The following is a 20,390-nucleotide window of genomic DNA, read 5'->3' on the forward strand; positions in this document are numbered from 1 at the left end:
GTAGGGAAAGTTACTTGGTTTTGCTGCCCGGGCACTCGCCCGGGGTAAAGGAGGTGACGCCAGCATTGGCAGCAGCGCAGGCGTTGCCGTACGTCTTGCCGTCGCAGCCGCACACGGGCGTGTAGTCCATGGGGCACATGGCGTCCTGGCGGATTTTGCTGGCGTCGATGCAAGCCGTGGCGGCCGGTGCCGCTTTAGGCGTGCAGGCCGGCAGCAGAAACAGGAGCAGCAGGGCGGAAAAGGCGGATTTTTTCATGGCCGAAAGAAAGGACTGGAGCGCAGTCATAACGTAAAGGTAGCCGGGCCGGCTGACGCGCCACGCCGCATATCTGGTTTGAACTATTTTTTAGCGCCCCGCTATAACCCCCGCCGCCTTGCTTCGTATAGGCAGGCATACCGGTTTGCTAGCGGACGAGCTTCCACTCATTGCTTCGCCAAACTTACCCTAATCCCGGGAGCCGGTCCAACTCACGCTGTTTTATCATTCACCCTTCTCTCCCTCAACACCATGTCCTATCACGAAGAAGACAACTCCGGTAAAATCCTCCTCGCTGTTCTTGCCGGTGCCGGCGCTGGCATCATTGCTGGTATGCTGATGGCTCCCGATAAGGGTGCTGCCACCCGCGAAAGCCTGAAAAATGCTGCTACCAAGTACAGCGGTACCCTCGGTGAGCAGCTGTCGAAGTACGGCGAAGAGCTGGACACCAAGTTCAAAGGCTACGTGAGCAAGCTCGAAGATATGGGCGTGACCATGCCCGGCAGCAGCCTGAACATGAAAGGCGACTGGAACGAATCTAAAGGCAAGCTGAAGCAGCAGTACGCGCAGCTCACCGACGAAGACCTGACCTATGCCGACGGCAAAGGCGACGAGCTGGTGGGCCGCCTGCAAACCAAACTCGGCAAAGCCAAAAGCGAAGTCGTGAAAATGCTGAACGACCTGTAAGCGTAACCGCTTACTATAAGCTTGAGCGGCCTCTTTTCTGCGGAAAAGAGGTCGTTTTTGCGTAAAACATTCGTTGGCACAAACCGTTACAAATAACCACTGGTGCCCGCGGTGCCGGTTTTTGCACCTTTCATTTTGCTTTTTCTTCCCATGAACGACACCAACGGTAAAGTCATTTTGTCCCTGCTGGCCGGGGCTACGGCCGGCATTGTGGCCGGTCTGCTGCTGGCCCCCGAAACCGGCGACCAGACGCGCGCGGGCCTCAAGAAATCGGCCACCAAATGGGGTGGCGACCTGAGCAAGCTTCTGAAAGACGGCCTGGGTAAGTTCGGCGAAATGCAGGGCGCTGCCAGCGCGGACCCGGCCGGCCGCAGCGCTGCCGACGACCTGCTCAGCGCGATGAATAAGGAGGCCAGTGGTAGCACCGCCAGCGTGGACCGTGACGACTACGACTCGGACTACGACGGAGTGGGCGGCGACGCCCGGCACTCGGCGCGGTATGGTCGGTCCCTGTAATTTTTTTCCGAAATTTTGTAACCCTATGAGGGCTTTGTCGTTAGAGACTGTACAACGCGCTTGAAAGAAGATTTGGAGAAACCGTTGAAGTAAAATTGCCGACAGTAGGAGCTTCTAATTCGAACAGGTTATCGTCGCTTTAGCAAAATCAGACTCGTCCATCGCACATTTCTTGAACGAACCCTAATCGGAAGGGTAAGCGAGTTGAAAAGAAAAGCCTCCCACGATGTACGCGGGAGGCTTTTTGACGTCTACTGTTTTCGTGCCCGTGCCAGGGGTGCGGCCGCCGGCGGGGCTAATCCGGCACGTAGGAAGCCCTTACGCTTCGGGCTTCGGCGCATTCTCCGACTTGGTGAACTCGGGCTTCATCTGCGGGAAGAACAGCACATCCTGAATTGAGTTGGAGTTGGTCATGATCATGCTCAGGCGGTCGATGCCGATGCCCAGGCCGGCCGTCGGCGGCATGCCGTACTCCAGCGCCCGCAGAAAGTCCTCGTCGAGCACCATGGCCTCGGTATCGCCGCGCTTGCCCAGCTCCAGCTGGTCCTCGAAGCGCTGCCGCTGGTCAATCGGGTCGTTGAGCTCGGAGAAGGCGTTGCAGATTTCCTTGCCGTTGCAGATGGCCTCAAACCGCTCCACCAAGCCCGGTTTCGAGCGGTGCTTCTTCGCCAGCGGCGACATTTCCACCGGGTAGTCGGTGATGAACGTGGGCTGAATCAGCTTGGGCTCCACGTGCTCCCCGAAAATCTCGTCGATAATCTTGGCTTTGCCCATGCTCGGGTCGAGGCCCACGTGCAGCTGCTTGGCCGCCTCGCGCAAACCTGCTTCGTCGAGGTCGGAAATATCCACGCCGGTGAAGTGCTGGATGGATTCGGCCATGGTGTAGCGCTTCCAGGGACGCTGGAAGTTGATCAGGTTGTCGCCGACCTGCACCTCGGTTTGCCCGTGCAGGGTCATGGCTACCCGCTCCACCATTTCTTCCACCAGATCCATCATCCAGTAGTAGTCCTTGTAGGCCACGTAGAGCTCCATCTGGGTGAACTCGGGGTTGTGAAACCGGCTCATGCCCTCGTTGCGGAAGTCCTTGGAGAATTCGTACACGCCATCGAAGCCGCCCACGATGAGCCGCTTCAGGTACAGCTCGTTGGCAATGCGCAGGTAGAGCGTCATGTCCAGCGTATTGTGGTGGGTGGTAAAGGGCCGGGCGGCCGCACCACCGTACAACGGCTGCAGAATGGGCGTTTCTACTTCCAGGTAGCCTTTGTCGTTCAGGTAGTTGCGCATGGCCTGCACCAGCTGGGTGCGCTTCACGAAGGTGTCGCGCACGTGCGGGTTCACCACCAGATCCACGTAGCGCTGCCGGTAGCGGGCTTCGGGGTCGGTGAAGGCGTCGTAGGTTTTCTTTTCGCCGGTCGCCTCATCCACGGCCTCGCGCACTACGGGCAGCGGGTGCAGTGCCTTGCTGAGCAGGGTCAGCTCCTTTACGTGGATGGACGTTTCGCCCACCTGGGTTTTGAACACGTAGCCTTTCACGCCAATAAAGTCGCCGAGGTCGAGCAGCTTCTTGAACACGGCGTTGTACAGCGTCTTGTCTTCGCCGGGGCAGATTTCGTCGCGGTTCACGTAGAGCTGGATGCGGCCCGAGGCGTCCATCAGCTCCGCAAACGAGGCCTTGCCCATCACCCGCACCGACATCAGCCGGCCCGCCAGACTCACTTCCTGGAAGTTGTTGAGCTCCGGATGGTAGTTGTCCTGAATTTCCTTGGCGTAGAAGTTCACGTCGAACAGCTCGGAAGGGTAGGGGTCAATGCCAAGGTTCCGAAGTTCATCGAGCTTGTTACGACGTATCTGCTCCTGTTCGCTGAGGTGCTGCATGGGAAGGGTCTTAAAAAGAGGCCGCAGGGGCCAGAAAAGTCAAGCTGCAAAAATAGGCTGATTCGGGCAGTGTTAAACCACGCCCACCGTAAAAACACAAAAAGCGCTGCTCCAGGGGAGCAGCGCTTAGGTCTATAGGCAGTAAGGCGTTGAAAAAAGGAGCGGGCAGCTTTAGGCTGCAATGCTCATCTGCTGAGCCGGCTCCTGGCCGGTGAGCTGGGGCTCTACGCGGGTGCGCAGGCGCTCAGCCACAAAGGTGTTCTGCAGATGCTTGGGCAGCTCTGCCACCAGCTGCTGGTAGCGCTCCAGGCCCATGGCCTTGGCAATGTAGGTTTCGTGCACCCCGTTGAGGTAGCTGACGATGTTGAGCAGCGACTGGTGAAAAAGCTTGAAGTCAATCTCCGCTTCCACATAGCGCTCAATCTCACGGCTGGTCTGGGAGATGCGCAGGCGGCCCAGCAGATCGAAGATGGTGGTATAACCCAGGCGCCAGGTAATCTGCTGCCAGTGCGAGGCGGTCCATTTGTCGAGGACTTTGCCGGTTTTCTGGCTGCGCAACGCCGTGTTGGGGTTGCCCTGCACCTGCTGCCGCGTCCATTGGGCCTTCATTTTGCGGGTAGTGCGCAAAAACTGGCCAATCTGGGCCTGGGCCTCAATCTCTTTGCCGGCAATGTGCAACCCGGGCTTGTAGCCGGCCAGCGGCAGCCGGTGGATGCTGAAGTCGCCGTGGGCGCCGGCCGCGTAAAACGATACCGGCCGTGGATACGCGTTGCGCACTACCAGCCGGCCCACCTCCCGCCGTACCAGCGAAGGGTTGTTGGATCGAACCCCCGTGGTGTACAGGAATCCCTGCAGCCCCGAAAGAATGGTATGGTAAGCCTGCGGAAACGTCCAGTGCAGGGCGTTGCGCAGGTATTCCTCGTCGCCCAGCTCGGCCGTGGCGCGCAAGGCGTACTCAGTGCTCCAGCACGAATGCAGCAGCTTGGTAATAGCCTGCACGTCGGTGTCGGTCAGCTCGGCCAGGTGAGCCCGGAAGAAGGGCAGATGCTGCAGGCCGCCGGTTGCATCGTCCTGCTCCTGGATGTGGTAGTTGATGGCAAAGAAGTAGTTGAGAAAAACCTGGGCGGGAATGGATTTACGCCACGTTTCCTCAGCTTGCTTCTGCTCGTCCGTCACGAGCGGGAAGATGTTGTTCTCGGTTGTCGTTGTCATGCTAATTAAACAGCGCAAGGTTAATTTGAGTTGCATGATTTGCTAAAAATATTCGCCAAATATATGGTCATTTAAAATGTTGATAATAAGAATTTTGCAATGTAATAATGCGGCGTTTTTAGTTAGGTAAAACAAGGTCTGTTTGCTAACGCTCAATGGGTGCGGTAGAAGTAATAAAAAAGCCCCTGCTCCGTAAGGGAAACAGGGGCTTAGCAAGCTGCCGCTTTGGAGCAGCGATAGGTTAGATCTGGTCTTTGATTACCGAAATGGCTTCGTGCAGGGTAATGTCTTTCTTGAGGTTCTTGGTGAAGCGCGAAGCGCGGTTGACCTGCACCGTATCGGAGCCCAGCAGGCGGACGTCAGCCATGAGCGGCGCAATATCGAGCGGGGTAGCTACCTTCTGCACGGCCTCGTATTTGTCCGACTCCATTTTGGCCTGCGTCTGCTCCGCGCGGAACTTGGTCAGGTTCAACGATACCATCGTCTCGTCCTTGCGCTTGCGCATCCGTTGCACCATCTCGTTCATCAGCTTAAAGCTCGGGCTGCTGGCTACGCGGGCCTGGCTGGCAGTACGGAGCTTGTCATAGGCCGGAGCGTTGCTCCAGGCGCGGTAGCGGGCGGGGGTAATTTCATCCCACTTCAAAGGGTAGTCCGACTCTTTTTCGCCCTGGTCGAGGTAGCTGTAAGCATCAGGAAGGATGATGTCGGGAACTACGCCCTTGAACTGCGTAGAGCCGCCGTTGATGCGGTAGAACTTCTGCGTGGTCAGCTTAAGCGAGCCAAAAGGCTTCAGGGAGTTGAAGTCGCCGAGCATGTCATCGAGGTCGACGATACGCTGCACGGTGCCCTTGCCATAGGTGCTGGCCGAACCCATCACCACGCCGCGCTTGTAGTCCTGAATGGCCGCGGCCAGAATCTCGGAAGCCGAAGCGCTGTACTTGTTGACCAGCACCACCAGCGGACCGGAGTACTGCACGCGCGGGTCCCGGTCGTTGAGGATACTGGGAGCACCCTGGCCCGAACGAACCTGCACTACCGGACCGCTGTCCACAAACAGGCCAGTCATGTCGACGGCGTCCTGCAAGGAGCCGCCCCCGTTGAAGCGCAGGTCGAGTACTACGCCCTGTACGTTTTCCTTGGTCAGCTTCTCGAGCTCTTTTTTCACGTCATCGGCCGAGCTGCGGCCGCCGTTGTCGTTGAAGTCGGCATAGAAGCCGGGCAGGCGCAGGTAGCCGATTTTCTTGCCGCCTTCGTTTACCACGGCCGATTTGGCGTAGGTTTCCTCAATCACGACCACGTCGCGAATAATTGGAATGACCTTGGTGCTGCCGTCGGGCTTGCGGATAGTCAGACGCACTTCAGTTCCTTTCTTGCCCCGAATCAGCACAATGGCTTTATCCAGGCGCCAGCCCTCCACCGAAACCGGTACTTCGGCGGCCTGAGCTACGCGCAGGATAACGTCGCCGGCTTTCAGCTCGCCCTGACGGTAGGAAGCACTGCCGGGCACGATGTCGGCCACTTTAATCTGGCCATCCTTTTCCTGCAGCGTGGCGCCAATACCCTCAAAGCGGCCGGTCATGGCCTGGTCGAAAGCATCTTTGTCGCGGGGTGCAAAGTACTCGGTGTGTGGATCGTAGGTATTGGCAATGACGTTGGCGTAAGTTGCCAGCCGCTCATTGGCGTCGGTTTGCTTGAGGTCCTTGAACTGGTCGTCGAAGTACTTCAGCACCCGCTTCCGGGCTTCCGCTTCCATCTCAGCGGGAGTCCGGGTGGGCGCGGTAATGACGGCCGACGATGGCTTGGCGGAAACGGAAGCCAGCGGCTTGTCTTTCTGCCTGGCCTGCTCGTCCATGATTTCCGACATGCGGATCAGGGTCTGGTACTTCAGATACTTGCGCCATTCCTCGCGCTGGGCGGCGGCATCGGCGGCGAAAGTCATCTTATCCGGCTCCGTCTCAAACGATTCCTGGGTCGTGAAGTCAAACGGCTTGGCGAGAATGTCGCGGTACAGGGCCTGCACATCCTCGGTGCGCTGCAGCATAAGCTTGGAGCTAAGGTCCAGGAACTCGTGCGTCCCGCGCTTCACCTCGTCGTCGATATCCGTCTGGAATTTGCGCAGCTGGGCAATGTCCGACTGCAGCAGGAACTTCTTGTTATAGTCGAGGCGCTTAAGACTCAGATCAAAAACCCGCTTGGAAAAATTATCATCGATTTTTTCGGGCTGGTAGTGAGCCGCGCTCAAACCCTGGAGCATGGCTTTGATGAGCACCTCGTCTTTCTGGGGCGAGCCGCTACCAGTATCACTGCGCCGGTACAGCTTGTATGATGCCAGTACGAAGACTACCATCACCAACGAGGCGTACAGGCCTATTTTCAGGCGGGGAGAAGACATGGAATCGGAATGAAATGGAGGAAAATCAAATGTAAGCAAAAGCCACCCTCAGGCTACGCGCCGCAACAGCCAACGGTTTTATCTGAAACGCCGGTGAAGCTAAAATAAGTGCCCCGACGCGCATTTCTGTTGCTATAAGGCACAAGCTGACTGCTAAAGGTTGCACGCATTTCACAATCCAAAGCCGTACTATCCTGCAAAACTTCTGCTACGTTCTGTATCGTGTTAACCAAGAACAAGGCAGCCAGACCGCAGAGCGTTGATGCTGAAAAAAGAAAAGGCCTTCTCTGGGCAGAGAAGGCCTTTTCTGACTACTTACGTGCTGGACTACTAGTAGCGACGAACACGGTCACCGTTGCTGCGACGGAACTCCTCTTCGAAGTACTTCGCATCTTCATCGTTACGGGGTTTTACGCCCATCACGATACCGCCGTTTTTCACGTCGCTCTCATATTCAGCAGCATGCTCTTCCGGAATGCCGGAGCCTACCAAAGCACCTACCAGACCGCCGGTCAGACCACCAGCACCAGCGCCAGCCAGAGCGGCAGCAATTGGACCGGCAATGATGAGGCCCAGGCCGGGCAACGCTACCGAAGTACCGATGGCAGCAATAGCGCCAATGATAGCACCAGCCGTGCCACCGATAGCGGAACCTACGCCGGCACCTTCCATAGCTTTGTCGCCGAGGTCAGAATGGGCCGTGTCATCACCGAAGTGGGTCTTACGAGTCTCATCCGACATCAGCAGGTTTACGTCTTCCTTGCCATAGCCCCGCGAAGAAAGCGAGTTGTAGGCGCGCTCAGCGCTGTCGCGGTCGCGGAACGAGCTAGTCAGCATGCCCGAGCCGGAAGCGTTGCGGTAAGGCTGACCGGTGGCAGCATGAGCCGTCTCGTCGGCGGCGTTCTGTACGGCATCGATGCCACGGCCTACTACGGCACCGGGAGTGCCAGCCATGGCAGCGCCTTTGGCAGTGGCGCTGAAGTCATCACCACCAGCATTACCGGAGCCGGTGCCAGTGTTAGTCGTGCCGTAGTTAGCGCCTGCGCCGGTACCAGTATTCTGCGGGTTGTTCGAATCGTTGGTGTTCATAGGAGTGGTTGAGTGGGGAAAGGAAGTTGATATTAAGAAGTGAAGCAGGTCCCGATTTGCACCGGATTGCTTCAGCTTCGAGTTCCTTAACGGCTCGACCGGAATAGGGGTTACAAAAAAATGGGTGACCATCCAAATTGTATTGCCCTTTATTCGATTAAAAATCGAAAACCAACATTCATTCAGGCGCTTACGCGAACTGCTGGTACTGCTGTTCGTCCTGCCAGAAAGCGCGGCATTCGCGCCGAAGGGTTTTCAGGAAGTCGGGGTCCTGTTTGAGCAGTCGCCATTCGCCCAGCCCCAGTCGTTCGCAGAGCTTGTAAAAATTATCTCCCTGCCCTTTGGAGCCTTCTACTTTTACCAGGCAGCTTAGCAGGGGGCGGCCGGCGCGGAACTCGGTTTCGGAGAGCTCCGCCAGCAGCTCATTGAGTCGGGCCTTTTCGTGGGAGATTTCCAGATTAAGGCCGAGTTCGGCTTCCTGCACGAGGTTCAGGTAGCTGGTAGTGCCGACCTGATGGCGGGCAAAGCGGATTAGATGGGTGCGGACTCGTCCGTTCATTGAGCTGGCGGCGTGGGAATAAGTGCGGAAATTAGCAAAAAAAAGCCCGCGGCCCCGGATTATGCTTCCAGGGCCGCGGGCGGCGGCGAGCTAAAATTATGCCGAGGCTGTAAAACGTTATTTATGAGCCTTGCGCCGCGCCATTTCTTTTTGGATCAGCAAAAACTCCCGGCTGCTCTGCCCGGATATGGCGGTGTTCTCGTCGGCCCGGCGCAGCAGGTAGGGCATTACGGCTTCTACGGGGCCGTACGGGACATATTTGGCCGTGTTGTAGCCGGCGTTGGCGAGGTTATAGCTCAGGTTGTCGCTCATGCCGTAAAGCTGGGCAAACCAGATGCGCGGGTCGCCGGGCCGCAGGCTATATTCCTGCATCAGCTCGGTGAGCAGCAGAGAGCTATCCTCGTTGTGGGTGCCGGCGCAGATGCTGATCCGGTCGGCCTGGGCCACGCAGTAGCGCAGGGCTTCGTTGTAGAGCTGGTCGGTCGCGTTCTTGCTGGGGTTGATGGGATTCTGGTAACCGCGCTGGTTGGCCGTGCGGGCCTCTTTTTCCATGTAAGCCCCGCGCACGAGCTTGCCGCCGAGAAAGTAGCCGCCTTTTTTAGCCGCCTCATACGCTTCCTTGATAGCGTCAAGGCGGTCGTGGCGGTATAGCTGGTAGGTGTTCCAGACGATGGCCGCCTCTTTGTTGTACTTGGCCATCATCTCGTAGGCGAGGTTATCGATGGTCTGCTGGAACCAGCTTTCCTCCGCATCGACGAACACGCGCACCCCGTACTGGTGGGCGCGGGCGCAGATGGCCTCCACGCGGGCCCGGGCGCGGTCGTAGCTGGCCTGCTCGGGCGCGGCAAGCGCCTTGCCGGCCTGCACTTTTTCCAGCAGAGCACTGTCGGCGACGCCGCTTACCTTGAAAACTGAGAAGGGAATGTGCGTCGAGCGGTGGGCCATGTCGATGGTGGCCAGGATTTCGTCGCGGGTGTGGTCAAAGCTCCGGTCGCTGCCTTCGCCTTCCACGGAGTAGTCGAGAATGGTGCCGATACGGTAGCGGCCCAGCTCCTCGATGACCGGCAAGCACTCGCGAATGGTTTCGCCGCCGCAGAACTGCCCGAAGATGGTTTCCTTGATCAGGAATTTCACCGGCAGGTTCCACTTCAGGGCCGCTTTCATCATGCCCCCGCCCAGCTTCACGAGCCCGTTGTTGTTCATGGCGGCGAACAGGGCGTACATCTTGCGCAGCTCCCCATCCGACCTGGAGGCGAAGGCAACGGCAGTGTCGTTGAAGGAAATGGGCGGGGCTTGGGTTAATGCCATGGGGGTGGGTAGCTTTGAGCAGCTGGTTGGGGAAGCAAAGATAAAGGTTAAACATCGTTTTGACCGGCGGAGTTACCTTGCTGCCCCGCTTTATGGCGCAGCCCGAACCTAACCGGGCCAGCCGTTGGGCCTGACTTCCTAGTTCCCCGTTATTCTTCTCCTTCTCGCATGGAAATTCCTGCTGCTATCGATACGTATTTCACCCGTCTGCTGGCGGCCAAGGGGCAGCCGCTGCTGATTGCCGGGCCCTGCAGCGCCGAAACGGAAGAGCAGGTGCTGGCTACCGCGCATGGGCTGAAAGCGCTGGGTAAAATCGATCTGTTCCGTGCCGGTATCTGGAAGCCGCGCACCCGACCGGGCTCATTTGAAGGCGTCGGCGCCGGAGGGCTGGCGTGGCTGCAGCGGGTACGGGCCGAAGTCGGGCTGCCGGTGGCGGTGGAGGTGGCCACGCCGCGCCACGTGGAAGAGGCCCTGGCCCACGGGGTGGACGTGCTCTGGATTGGCGCCCGTACCACCGTCAACCCCTTTGCGGTGCAGGACCTGGCCGACGCGCTGGCTGGTACCGGCGTGCCGGTGATGGTGAAAAACCCGGTCAACCCCGACGTGGCGCTGTGGGCCGGGGCGCTGGAGCGGCTGGAGCGGGCCGGACTGCACGATCTGGCCGCCATCCACCGCGGCTTCAGCACGTTTGCGCCCTCGCGCTACCGCAACGCGCCCACCTGGCAGCTGGCCATTGAGCTCAAAACACGCTTCCCGCACATTCCGCTGATCTGCGACCCCAGCCACATCGGCGGGCGCCGCGACCTGCTGCTGCCCATTGCCCAGAAAGCCCTCGACCTCGACTACGATGGGCTGATGATTGAAAGCCACCCCGACCCCGACCACGCCCTGAGCGACGCCGAGCAGCAGGTGACGCCCCAGCGCCTGGACGAAATTCTGCGGGAGCTGAAGTACCGCCGCCGCTCCAGCGACGACGCCAACTACCTGAACAAGGCCGAGGAGCTACGCCAGAAGATGGATGTGGCCGACCGCGAAATCCTGGAAACTCTGGCCCGCCGTATGGCGCTGGTGGAGGAGCTGGCGGGCTACAAGAAGGAGAATGACGTGAAAATCCTGCAGCTGGACCGCTGGAACGAGATTTTTGCCTCACGGCAACAGTGGGCCGGCAAGCTGAACCTGAACGAGAAGTTTGTGGCGGAGCTCTACAAGCTGATTCATCTGGAAAGCATCCGCAAGCAAACCGAGATTATGCAGGGGCCGCAATAGGGCCTGCCGTTCCCGCTTCCCAAGCCTTACCTTTGAGCATGACTGATTCCACCCTGTCGATTGGGCCGCAGAGCCTGCCCGCGCTGGCCGAGCTGCTGCGGCAGCCGGCCGTAAGCTACGTGCTGGTACTAGCCGATTCCAACACGGCCCGCCTGTGCTATCCGCTGCTGAAGCCCCACCTGCCGGCCGCGCACGAGCTGGTTGAGATTCCGGCGGGGGAAGAATACAAGACTCTGGCCACCTGCGAAACGGTGTGGGGCCACCTGACCGAAAAGCGTGCCGACCGGTTTGCGGTAGTTGTAAATCTGGGCGGCGGCGTGGTAACGGACCTGGGCGGCTTCTGTGCGGCCGTATACAAGCGCGGGCTGCGCTTTGTGCAGGTGCCCACCACGCTGCTCGCGCAGGTCGACGCCAGCGTGGGCGGCAAAACCGGCGTCGACTTCATGGGCTTCAAAAACCAGCTCGGCTTGTTTCAGGAGCCCGCCGGGGTGTTTATTGAGCCCGATTTTCTGACCACGCTCGACCCGCGCCAGCTGAAGTCCGGCTATGCCGAAGTCGTGAAGCACTGGCTGATTGCCGATGCGGCAGCCTTTGAAACCCAGCGTCACCAGGGCCTGTTCGTGGACGACTGGAGTGCCATCATTCGCGAGTCGGTGGCTACCAAGCAGCGCATTGTGGCCGCCGACCCGCTGGAAAGCGGGCTGCGCAAGGTGCTCAACTTTGGCCATACGGTGGGCCACGCCCTGGAAAGCTACCTGCTGCTGCAGCCCGGCCGCGAAGTGCTGCACGGCGAGGCTGTAGCCGCCGGTATGGTGTGCGAAAGCTGGATTTCGCACCAGCGCGGCCTGCTCAGCGACTTGGAGCTGGACCGCATCGAAACCTTCCTGTTTTCGACTTACGACAAGATTCAGTTCGTGACGCTGGAAACCGACGCCATTGCCGAGCTGGCCCTGCAGGACAAGAAGAACAGCGGCAGCACCATCAACTGCACGCTGCTCGAAGGTATCGGCCGCGCCATCTATGACCAGCCCGTGACCTTGGCTGAGCTGGCTGAGGCGCTGCGGTATTATCATCGCCTGTCGTAAAAAGCCTATTTTTCGGCTGTTATGCCGTTTTTTCTTCGCTTCAAACGCTTACGCTTATCAACGCTTCTTCGTCTCTGCTGCTGGGCTGGCCCGGTGGCCCGCTCCGGGGCATCGCCCAACTGCCCGCTTCCAAAAGTGAAAGCAACCGGGCCCTCATCATTCAGGCTCTGGCCGGCGGTGGGGAGCTGGAAAATCTGTCGGATGCCAACGATACGCAGCTCATGCAGCGCCTGCTGGCCAACCCGCGGGCGGAGGTGTTCAACGCCGAGGATGCCGGCACCGTCATGCGCTTTCTAACCGCATATCTGGCCGTTTCGGGCCAGCCAGCCCAGCTCGTAGGCACGGCCCGCATGTACCAGCGGCCCATCGGCGTACTGGTCGAGGCGTTGCGGCAGCTTGGGGCGGAAATCGAGTATGCGGGGCAAGAAGGCTACCCGCCGCTGCAGCTCAGGGGCTGGCACCCAAGGCTGGCTGCCGCCGAGCCCGACGAGCCCGCCGAGCTGACCATCCGCGGCGACATCAGCAGTCAGTACATTTCGGCGCTGCTGATGATCGGACCGGTGCTGCCCGCGGGCCTGCGCCTGTGGCTGACCGGTAAGGTCGGGTCCCGCCCCTACATCCGGATGACCCAGAGCCTGATGCAGCACTTCGGGGCCACCTGCCGCGACCTGGGCACGGTGCTCGAAGTGCGCCCCGGCGCCTACCAGCCCGCTAATTATACTGTTGAATCGGACTGGTCGGCGGCCAGCTACTGGTATGCTATGGTAGCTTTGGCCCCGGCGGGGTCCACCATCATTCTGCCCGGTCTGCGGGAGCATTCCTGGCAGGGCGACCAAGCCATTGTCGGCATCATGGACCAGCTGGGCGTGGCCACCGAGTTCTTCCCCGACGGCGTGCAGCTCACCCAGCAAGCGGTTTCGGCTCCGTTCGAGCAGGATTTTTCCGACTGCCCCGACCTGGCCCAGACCGTAGCCGTGGTGGCTGCCGCCCTGGGCGTACCCGTGGCCATGACCGGCCTGGAAAGTCTGCGCATCAAGGAAACCGACCGGATTCTGGCTTTGCAAACCGAGCTGGCCAAATTCGGGGCGGGGCTGGTCGAAGAAGGCGAGGAGCGGTTTGTGGTGCAGCCCGGCGAGTTTGAGGTCAGCGGGCAAATCATTGAAACCTACCACGACCACCGCATGGCCATGGCCTTTGCGCCCTTGGCTGTGCGCGGTCCGCTCACGGTGCTGGCGCCGGAAGTGGTGCGCAAGTCCTACCCGCGGTTCTGGAAAGAGCTGGAGCGCGCCGGCTTCACCACGGCCAATCAGTAAAAGCGCCGTTCAGGGCTGCAGCGTCCGAAAATAGGTGGCCGAGTGCAGCAGGCGGCTGCCGTACCAGCTGAACAGCTCCCCATCGACGATGTGCACGGCTGCCGCCGGGCAGATTGCCTGAAACTCGGCCACGTGCTTTTCACCGAACGGGTAAGGCTCCGAAGACAGCAGAATGGTGTCGGGCGCCGCGGCAGCCAGCTGGGCAGCCGTAACTTCGGGGTAGCGCGCTTGGGTAGCAAAGACATTCGTAAAGCCGGCCCGCCCCAACAAATCATCAATAAAGGTGCCGCCCGCGGCCACCATGTAGGGCTTGCGCCAGATAAAGTAGGCGGCAGAGCGGGGTAGGGCGGGAAGCTCCAGGTCGGCAAAAGACGCCTGGAGGGTAGCGGCCAGCTGCTCGGCCCGCGCCGGGGCGCCGGCCACCATCCCCACCTGCCGGATCATGCGCAAGGCCTCTTCCAGGGTAGCAATGTCGCTCATCCAAACGGCGTGCTTCTCGGCCAGCTGCTCGATACCCTCCCGGTAGTTTTCCTCTTTGTTGCCCAGAATAAGATCCGGCTTCAACGCGTCAATCCGGTCGAAGTGGAAGTTCTTGGTACCGCCGATAATTACGGCTTTGGTTCGCGCTGCCGCCGGGTGGATACAGAATTTGGTGACCCCCACGACTTTCTCGCCCAGACCCAGCTCAAACAGCAGTTCGGTTTGGGAGGGCACCAGGGACACAATGCGCTGGGGCGGATATGGTACCGCCACGCGCCGGCCCATCTGGTCGGTTACGGTGAGGGGTGGGAAGAGGGGTGGGAGCAGCATGGGGGAAACGGGATGTAACGCGAAATTGCCCTGCGCGACACGTTGAACGAAGCCGTTATTATGGCGCGTACGTGTCGCGAAGGGCAACTCCGCGTTACGGGCAATACATAGTTTATTTGAAATAGCGGAAGTCGTGCCCATCCTCGATGCGGAGCAGCGTTTCGTAGATCAGCTTGGTCACGTTTTCCACGTCGTCGCGGTGTACGGTTTCGACGGTGGTATGCATGTACTTCAGCGGCAGCGAAATCAGCGCCGCCGCTACGCCCGAGCCCGAGTAGGCGAAGGCGTCGGTATCGGTGCCGGTGGCGCGGGTAGCGGCAGCGCGCTGGAAGGGAATTTCCGTGGCCTGGGCCGTGTCGATAATCAGGTCGCGCAGGTTGTTCTGCACGGCCGGACCGTAGGTGATGACCGGACCTTTGCCGCAGGAAATGTCACCGGCGGTCTTTTTCTCGTACATCGGTGACTGGCTGTCGTGGGTCACGTCGGTGATGATAGCCACGTCGGGGTTGATGCGGTGGGCAATCATCTCAGCTCCGCGCAGGCCAATTTCCTCCTGCACGGCATTCACGATGTAGAGGCCGAAAGGCAGCTTTTTGCCGTTTTCCTTCAGCATGCGGGCCACTTCGGCAATCATGAAGCCGCCGATGCGGTTGTCCAGCGCCCGGCCCACGTAGAACTTCTCGTTGAGCACCATAAACTCGTCCTCAAACGTGACGACGGAACCCACGTGGATGCCCATTTCCTCTACTTCCTCCTTTGAGGCCGCGCCACAGTCCAGGTAGATGGTTTCGATGGTGGGCGCTTTATCCAGCTCCACTTTGCGCACGTGGATAGCCGGCCAGCCAAATACGGCCTTCACGATGCCCTTGGCGGTATGGATGTTGACCCGTTTGGAAGGCGCCACCAGCGCGTCGGAGCCGCCGTTGCGGCGCAGGTACAGGTAGCCTTCCTTGGTGATGTAGTTGACGAAGTAGCTGATTTCGTCGGCGTGGGCCTCAATAACCACTTTGTACTTGGCTTCGGGGTTGATGACGCCAACCACGGTGCCGTAGGTATCCACGAAATACTCGTCGATATAGGGCTTGAGATATTCCAGCCACAGTTTCTGGCCTTCTTTCTCGAAGCCAGTGGGAGAGGGGTTGTTGAGGTACTTCTGAAGGAAGTCGAAAGATTCGGCGCGCATAAAAGTCGATGAGTACGAGAGGTAAAAGGAGGTGGTTAGCGCTGGAACCGGCGGCTGCCCAGAACGCTACGCCCCACTAAAATCAGAGTTGCCAGAAAGAAGAGAAGGCTGCCCAAGAAGATATTACTCAGACTTACTAGACCAGCAGCTAGCTGCAGACCACCCAGGAGCAGCAAGTTATTCCCGCTCCAGGCGGCCAGTCCGGGTTTATCGGTGACGCTGTCGGCAGCGTAGCCCGCCAGGATTTTCATGTTGCCACTCCGCACCGAGCGAGCCAGCAACACTGCCAGTATTCCGACTACAATTAAAATGGCAGCGGGAAAAAAATGGAGGGTCGAGAAGAAGGTCATGGCTTCAACCTGAATGTTACAGCGGAATGTTGCCGTGCTTCTTCCGGGGTAGCACGTCTACTTTGTTTTCCAGCATCTTGAACGCCTTAATCAGCTTTTGCCGGGTCTGGGAGGGCAGAATCACTTCGTCCACGAAACCGCGGTGGGCGGCGCGATAGGGCGTGGCAAACTTCTGCTGGTACTCCGCCACCTTCTCCGCCAGCTTGGCTTCGGGGTCGGCGGCGGCGGCAATTTCGCGCTTGAAGATGATTTCCGCTGCTCCTTTGGCGCCCATCACCGCAATTTCGGCCGTGGGCCAGGCATAGTTCAGGTCGGCGCCGATGTGCTTGGAGTTCATCACGTCGTAGGCCCCGCCGTAAGCCTTACGGGTGATGACGGTGATGCGCGGCACGGTGGCTTCGCAGAAGGCGTACAGCAACTTGGCCCCGTTGGTGATGATGCCGCGCCACTCCTGGTCGGTGCCGGGCAGAAAGCCGGGCACGTCTTCCAGCACCAGCAGCGGGATGTTGAACGAGTCGCAGAAACGCACGAACCGGGCGGCTTTGGTGCTGGCATTGATGTCGAGTACACCTGCCAAAACGGCGGGCTGGTTGCCTACGATGCCAATGCTGCGGCCGGCCAGTCGGGCAAAGCCGACCACGATATTCTCGCCGAAATTCTTGTGCACCTCCAGGAAGGAGTCGGCGTCGATGAGGCCGTCAACTACTTCCCGGATGTCGTAGGGCTGGTTGGGGTTTTCGGGAATGATAGTATCCAGTACCGGCCGCCGCTCGTCGCCCACAGCTTCGTAGGGAAGCATCGGGGCCGTTTCCTCGCAGTTCTGGGGCATGTAGCTCAGCAGCTGCTTCACATTGGTGATGCAGGCTACCTCGTTGGCGCAGGAGAAATGGGTTACGCCACTCTTGGTGGAGTGGGTGCTGGCACCGCCCAATTCCTCACTGGTTACGTTTTCGTGGGTAACGGTCTTCACCACGTTCGGGCCCGTCACGAACATGTAGCTCGTGTTTTCCACCATCAGCACGAAGTCGGTAATGGCCGGCGAATACACCGCACCGCCCGCGCACGGCCCCATAATAGCCGACAGCTGCGGTACCACCCCCGAGGCCAGGGTGTTCTTGTAGAAGATGTCGGCGTAGCCGCCCAGGCTCACCACACCTTCCTGAATCCGGGCCCCGCCCGAGTCGTTGAGCCCGATGACCGGCGCGCCGTTTTTCATGGCCAGGTCCATGATCTTGACGATCTTCTCGGCGTGGGTTTCGCTCAGCGAGCCGCCAAATACTGTGAAGTCCTGGCTGAAAACGTACACCAGGCGGCCGTGCACGGTGCCGTAGCCCGTTACCACGCCGTCGCCGAGGTAGTACTCCTTGTCCAGCCCGAAGTCCTTGGAGCGGTGCATCACGAACTTGCCGATTTCTTCAAACGAGCCTTCGTCCATCAGCAGGTCAATTCGCTCCCGGGCCGTGAGCTTACCTTTGGTGTGCTGGGCATCGATGCGGGTCTGGCCGCCGCCGAGCAAAGCTTCAGCGTTCTTGTGGGCGAGAATATCGATTTTGGAAAGCTGGGCGTCGGCGTGCGGGTCGGACATTGAGAAACTAATGGGGTGAGTAGGAAACCCAAAGGTAACCGAAGGCGACAAAAAACGCTGCACCACATTTGGGCTGGTTTGCGCATGACGGCACCTACGAGGTACGGGTCGGGTTAGTACAAGGCAGTGAACAAAAAAGGCCGGCTCCCTCAGGGAGTCGGCCTTTTGCTAACAAAAATGAGTTACTCGCCCTTCTTCTTGGTATCCTTGGGCTCGTCGTCGGTCGGCTCGGGCGCTTCTTCAGGCCGTTCGTCGCTGGCCAGATTGGGCTTCTCACCGCTCTTCGATACGGCGAAGGTCAGTTCTTCGGCCCCGTCGGCGAAGTCGGCCGTGATGATATCACCCTGCACGATTTCAGCTTTCAGGATTTCCTCCGCAATCGGGTCTTCGATATACTTCTGGATGGCCCGGTTCAGCGGCCGTGCACCGTATTTCGGATCGTAGCCTTTCTCGGCCACGAAATCCTTGGCGGCTTCCGTCAGCTCCACCTTGTAGCCCAGCGTCTGAATCCGGCTCAGCAGCTTGGCCAGCGAGATGTCGATGATTTTGTGGATGTCCTTTTTATCCAGCGAGTTGAAGACGATAACGTCATCCAAACGGTTGAGGAACTCGGGTGAAAAAGTTTTTTTCAGGGCGTTGGTAATGGTGCCCTTCATCATGTCATCAATGCCATCAACCCGGGCTTTGGTCCCGAAGCCGATACCGGCCCCGAAGTCCTGCAGGTCGCGGGCCCCGATGTTGGACGTCATAATGATGATGGTGTTGCGGAAGTCCACCTTGCGGCCGAGGCCGTCGGTCAGAATGCCATCGTCCAGCACCTGCAAGAGCAGGTTGTATACGTCGGGGTGGGCCTTCTCAATCTCGTCGAGCAGGATGACCGAGTACGGCTTGCGGCGGATTTTCTCCGTCAGCTGCCCGCCCTCTTCGTAGCCCACGTAGCCGGGAGGTGCACCTACCAGGCGCGATACGCTGAATTTCTCCATGTATTCGCTCATGTCGATGCGGACGAGTGAGTCTTCCTTATCGAACAGGTACGTGGACAGCACCTTAGCCAACTCCGTTTTACCCACACCGGTCGGGCCGAGGAATACGAACGAGCCGATCGGCTTTTTCGGGTCCTTCAAGCCTACGCGGGTGCGCTGGATGGCTTTCACCAGCTGCTTGATGGCTTTGTCCTGGCCGATAACCTTGCCTTGCAGCTCTTCGCCCATATTGAGCAGCTTCTGGCTTTCGTTCTGGGCCACGCGCACTACAGGGATGCCGGTCATCATGGCAATTACCTCGGCCACGTTTTCCTCCTTCACCGTGTAGCGTTTCTTCTTGGTCTCGTCTTCCCAGTTCTTTTTGGCGGTGTCGAGCTGCTCCAGAAGCTTCTTTTCCTTGTCGCGAAGCTGAGCGGCTTCCTCGTATTTCTGCGACTTCACCACCCGGTTTTTCTCCGTCTTGATGTTCTCGATGCTCTCCTCAAGCTTGAGGATATCCTCGGGCACCACGATGTTGTTGATGTGCACGCGGGCCCCGGCTTCATCGAGAATGTCGATGGCCTTATCGGGCAAAAACCGGTCGCTCATGTAGCGGTCCGACAGCTTTACGCAGGCCTCAATGGCCTTGTCGGTGTACACGACGTGGTGGTGGTCCTGGTACTTGTCCTTGATGTTGTGCAGAATTTCGATGGTTTCCTCGGGCGTAGTGGGGTCCACCATCACCATCTGGAAACGCCGGGCCAGGGCGCCGTCTTTCTCGATGTACTGCCGGTATTCGTCCAGCGTGGTAGCGCCGATGCATTGAATCTCGCCGCGGGCCAGCGCCGGCTTGAACATGTTGGAAGCATCCAACGAGCCCGAAGCCCCGCCGGCGCCCACAATCGTGTGCAGCTCGTCGATGAACAGAATCACATCGGGCGACTTTTCCAGCTCGTTCATCACGGCCTTCATGCGCTCCTCAAACTGCCCGCGGTACTTGGTGCCAGCCACCAGCGAAGCCAGGTCGAGCGTGACGACGCGCTTACCAAAGAGAACCCGCGACACCTTCTTCTGGATGATGCGCAGGGCAAGGCCTTCGGCAATAGCCGTTTTGCCCACGCCGGGCTCACCGATCAGGATCGGGTTGTTCTTCTTGCGGCGCGACAGGATCTGGGCTACGCGCTCAATTTCCTTTTCGCGGCCCACAATGGGGTCGAGCTTATCGTCCTCGGCCAGCTTGGTCAGGTCGCGACCAAAGTTGTCGAGTACAGGTGTACGCGACTTCTCACCAGGCTTTTTGGGAGCAGCGCCAGCACCGGCTCCACTCTTGCCTGCGCCACCCCCAAAGAGGCGGTCGTTGTCGTCATCGTCAGTGTCGGGGGCGCGGTCGGTGGGGGCAGTGTTGCCATGGTAGTCCAGCGAGTCGCGAACGGCTTCGTAGTTCACGTTGAATTTGCTGAGAATTTGGGACGAAATATTGTCTTCATCGCGCAGAATCGAGAGCAGCAGGTGTTCCGTGCCGATGATTTCGCTTTTGAAGATTTTGGCCTCGAGGTAGGTGATCTTAAGGACTTTCTCGGTCTGTTTGGTTAGCGGGATAGAGCCGGTAATGCTCGTGCCCTGCGTGGCCGTGTTGCGAGTAGCTTGCTCGAGGGCGTACTTAAGCTCTTCCACCGATACGCCCAATTTCTTGAGCAGACCAATAGCCGTGCCTTCCCCTTCGCGAATCATGCCAAGCAACAGATGTTCGGTACCGATATAGTCGTGTCCGAGCCGGATGGCCTCTTCCCGGCTCAGGGAGATGACCTCCTTGACTCGATTTGAGAATTTAGCTTCCATGCAAATAAGGTAGTTAAGAAAAACGGAACCCCGCAAGGGCCGAAGTGCTGATTTCGCGGGTTTGGCCGATATAACCTGAAAACAGGCAGAGTCGGGCGAAGGT

At 59.1% G+C, this 20,390-nt stretch carries 17 protein-coding genes; 5 read left to right on the forward strand and 12 right to left on the reverse strand.

Annotation, left to right across the window (positions count from 1 at the left end; all coding sequences use genetic code 11):
• Positions 1-10: 10 nt before the first annotated feature.
• Positions 11-256, reverse strand: coding sequence for a Kazal-type serine protease inhibitor family protein (locus ABD842_RS10630; RefSeq protein ID WP_345113294.1), 246 nt, complete (start codon positions 254-256; stop codon positions 11-13).
• Positions 257-508: 252 nt separating this feature from the next.
• Here ABD842_RS10630 and ABD842_RS10635 point away from each other — a divergent pair, with 252 nt between their 5' ends.
• Both ABD842_RS10635 and ABD842_RS10640 read left to right on the forward strand, forming a co-directional pair.
• Positions 509-943: a YtxH domain-containing protein gene (locus tag ABD842_RS10635; protein ID WP_345113295.1), complete on the forward strand. Its 435-nt coding sequence runs from the start codon at positions 509-511 to the stop codon at positions 941-943.
• A 150-nt stretch (positions 944-1,093) separates the two neighbouring features.
• A complete protein-coding gene (locus ABD842_RS10640) occupies positions 1,094-1,459 on the forward strand; it encodes a YtxH domain-containing protein (RefSeq protein WP_345113296.1) in 366 nt (121 codons plus the stop codon).
• 318 nt (positions 1,460-1,777) lie between these two features.
• On the opposite strand, the gene lysS is transcribed toward ABD842_RS10640, so the two are convergent.
• From lysS to ABD842_RS10670, 6 genes are all read right to left on the reverse strand, one after another.
• Positions 1,778-3,334 (reverse strand): lysine--tRNA ligase, encoded by a 1,557-nt coding sequence (lysS, locus tag ABD842_RS10645; protein WP_345113297.1) that lies wholly within the window; start codon positions 3,332-3,334, stop codon positions 1,778-1,780.
• Positions 3,335-3,505: 171 nt separating this feature from the next.
• Positions 3,506-4,546, reverse strand: coding sequence for a hypothetical protein (locus tag ABD842_RS10650; RefSeq protein WP_345113299.1), 1,041 nt, complete (start codon positions 4,544-4,546; stop codon positions 3,506-3,508).
• Between the two features lie 241 nt (positions 4,547-4,787).
• Positions 4,788-6,938 carry a carboxy terminal-processing peptidase gene (locus ABD842_RS10655; protein ID WP_345113301.1) on the reverse strand — a complete coding sequence of 717 codons (2,151 nt, stop codon included), beginning with the start codon at positions 6,936-6,938 and terminating at the stop codon, positions 4,788-4,790.
• 330 nt (positions 6,939-7,268) lie between these two features.
• On the reverse strand, positions 7,269-8,027 hold the full coding sequence (locus ABD842_RS10660) for a hypothetical protein (protein WP_345113302.1): 759 nt from the start codon (positions 8,025-8,027) through the stop codon (positions 7,269-7,271).
• A 190-nt stretch (positions 8,028-8,217) separates the two neighbouring features.
• Positions 8,218-8,586 (reverse strand): hypothetical protein, encoded by a 369-nt coding sequence (locus ABD842_RS10665; RefSeq protein ID WP_345113303.1) that lies wholly within the window; start codon positions 8,584-8,586, stop codon positions 8,218-8,220.
• A 117-nt stretch (positions 8,587-8,703) separates the two neighbouring features.
• Positions 8,704-9,894, reverse strand: a complete 1,191-nt coding sequence (locus ABD842_RS10670; RefSeq protein ID WP_345113305.1) for a proline dehydrogenase family protein — start codon at positions 9,892-9,894, stop codon at positions 8,704-8,706.
• A gap of 168 nt (positions 9,895-10,062) precedes the next feature.
• On the opposite strand from ABD842_RS10670, the gene ABD842_RS10675 reads away from it, so the two are divergent.
• The 3 genes from ABD842_RS10675 (at position 10,063) to ABD842_RS10685 (ending at position 13,558) form a co-directional block, all read left to right on the forward strand.
• Entirely contained in the window at positions 10,063-11,160 is a 1,098-nt protein-coding gene (locus tag ABD842_RS10675; RefSeq protein ID WP_345113307.1) for a chorismate mutase, read from the forward strand.
• 38 nt (positions 11,161-11,198) lie between these two features.
• Complete coding sequence (gene aroB, locus ABD842_RS10680; RefSeq protein WP_345113309.1) at positions 11,199-12,245, forward strand: 3-dehydroquinate synthase; 1,047 nt, start codon at positions 11,199-11,201, stop codon at positions 12,243-12,245.
• 221 nt (positions 12,246-12,466) lie between these two features.
• Positions 12,467-13,558, forward strand: coding sequence for a 3-phosphoshikimate 1-carboxyvinyltransferase (locus tag ABD842_RS10685; RefSeq protein ID WP_345113310.1), 1,092 nt, complete (start codon positions 12,467-12,469; stop codon positions 13,556-13,558).
• 9 nt (positions 13,559-13,567) lie between these two features.
• On the opposite strand, the gene ABD842_RS10690 is transcribed toward ABD842_RS10685, so the two are convergent.
• The 5 genes from ABD842_RS10690 to ABD842_RS10710 all read right to left on the reverse strand — a co-directional run bounded on the left by ABD842_RS10690 (position 13,568) and on the right by ABD842_RS10710 (position 20,287).
• A complete protein-coding gene (locus ABD842_RS10690) occupies positions 13,568-14,368 on the reverse strand; it encodes a helical backbone metal receptor (protein ID WP_345113312.1) in 801 nt (266 codons plus the stop codon).
• Positions 14,369-14,480: 112 nt separating this feature from the next.
• On the reverse strand, positions 14,481-15,551 hold the full coding sequence (locus ABD842_RS10695) for a M42 family metallopeptidase (protein ID WP_345113314.1): 1,071 nt from the start codon (positions 15,549-15,551) through the stop codon (positions 14,481-14,483).
• Between the two features lie 35 nt (positions 15,552-15,586).
• Positions 15,587-15,901: a hypothetical protein gene (locus tag ABD842_RS10700; RefSeq protein WP_345113316.1), complete on the reverse strand. Its 315-nt coding sequence runs from the start codon at positions 15,899-15,901 to the stop codon at positions 15,587-15,589.
• Positions 15,902-15,917: 16 nt separating this feature from the next.
• A complete protein-coding gene (locus ABD842_RS10705) occupies positions 15,918-17,486 on the reverse strand; it encodes an acyl-CoA carboxylase subunit beta (RefSeq protein WP_345113318.1) in 1,569 nt (522 codons plus the stop codon).
• Between the two features lie 182 nt (positions 17,487-17,668).
• The gene (locus ABD842_RS10710; protein ID WP_345113319.1) at positions 17,669-20,287 is read right to left on the reverse strand and encodes an ATP-dependent Clp protease ATP-binding subunit; all 2,619 of its coding nucleotides are present in this window, start codon (positions 20,285-20,287) and stop codon (positions 17,669-17,671) included.
• Positions 20,288-20,390 lie beyond the last annotated feature (103 nt).

Source organism: Hymenobacter algoricola, from assembly GCF_039539525.1.
Lineage (GTDB): Bacteria > Bacteroidota > Bacteroidia > Cytophagales > Hymenobacteraceae > Hymenobacter > Hymenobacter algoricola.

Coding starts and splice junctions, on each gene's coding strand:
- ABD842_RS10640 (WP_345113296.1), top strand. CDS start 1,094: ATGAACGACACCAACGGTAAAGTCATTTTGTCCCTGCTGGCCGGGGCT.
- lysS (WP_345113297.1), bottom strand. CDS start 3,334: ATGCAGCACCTCAGCGAACAGGAGCAGATACGTCGTAACAAGCTCGAT.
- ABD842_RS10685 (WP_345113310.1), top strand. CDS start 12,467: ATGCAGCGCCTGCTGGCCAACCCGCGGGCGGAGGTGTTCAACGCCGAG.
- ABD842_RS10690 (WP_345113312.1), bottom strand. CDS start 14,368: ATGCTGCTCCCACCCCTCTTCCCACCCCTCACCGTAACCGACCAGATG.
- ABD842_RS10630 (WP_345113294.1), bottom strand. CDS start 256: ATGAAAAAATCCGCCTTTTCCGCCCTGCTGCTCCTGTTTCTGCTGCCG.
- ABD842_RS10700 (WP_345113316.1), bottom strand. CDS start 15,901: ATGACCTTCTTCTCGACCCTCCATTTTTTTCCCGCTGCCATTTTAATT.
- ABD842_RS10665 (WP_345113303.1), bottom strand. CDS start 8,586: ATGAACGGACGAGTCCGCACCCATCTAATCCGCTTTGCCCGCCATCAG.
- ABD842_RS10650 (WP_345113299.1), bottom strand. CDS start 4,546: ATGACAACGACAACCGAGAACAACATCTTCCCGCTCGTGACGGACGAG.
- aroB (WP_345113309.1), top strand. CDS start 11,199: ATGACTGATTCCACCCTGTCGATTGGGCCGCAGAGCCTGCCCGCGCTG.
- ABD842_RS10705 (WP_345113318.1), bottom strand. CDS start 17,486: ATGTCCGACCCGCACGCCGACGCCCAGCTTTCCAAAATCGATATTCTC.
- ABD842_RS10710 (WP_345113319.1), bottom strand. CDS start 20,287: ATGGAAGCTAAATTCTCAAATCGAGTCAAGGAGGTCATCTCCCTGAGC.
- ABD842_RS10670 (WP_345113305.1), bottom strand. CDS start 9,894: ATGGCATTAACCCAAGCCCCGCCCATTTCCTTCAACGACACTGCCGTT.
- ABD842_RS10660 (WP_345113302.1), bottom strand. CDS start 8,027: ATGAACACCAACGATTCGAACAACCCGCAGAATACTGGTACCGGCGCA.
- ABD842_RS10635 (WP_345113295.1), top strand. CDS start 509: ATGTCCTATCACGAAGAAGACAACTCCGGTAAAATCCTCCTCGCTGTT.
- ABD842_RS10655 (WP_345113301.1), bottom strand. CDS start 6,938: ATGTCTTCTCCCCGCCTGAAAATAGGCCTGTACGCCTCGTTGGTGATG.
- ABD842_RS10675 (WP_345113307.1), top strand. CDS start 10,063: ATGGAAATTCCTGCTGCTATCGATACGTATTTCACCCGTCTGCTGGCG.
- ABD842_RS10695 (WP_345113314.1), bottom strand. CDS start 15,551: ATGCGCGCCGAATCTTTCGACTTCCTTCAGAAGTACCTCAACAACCCC.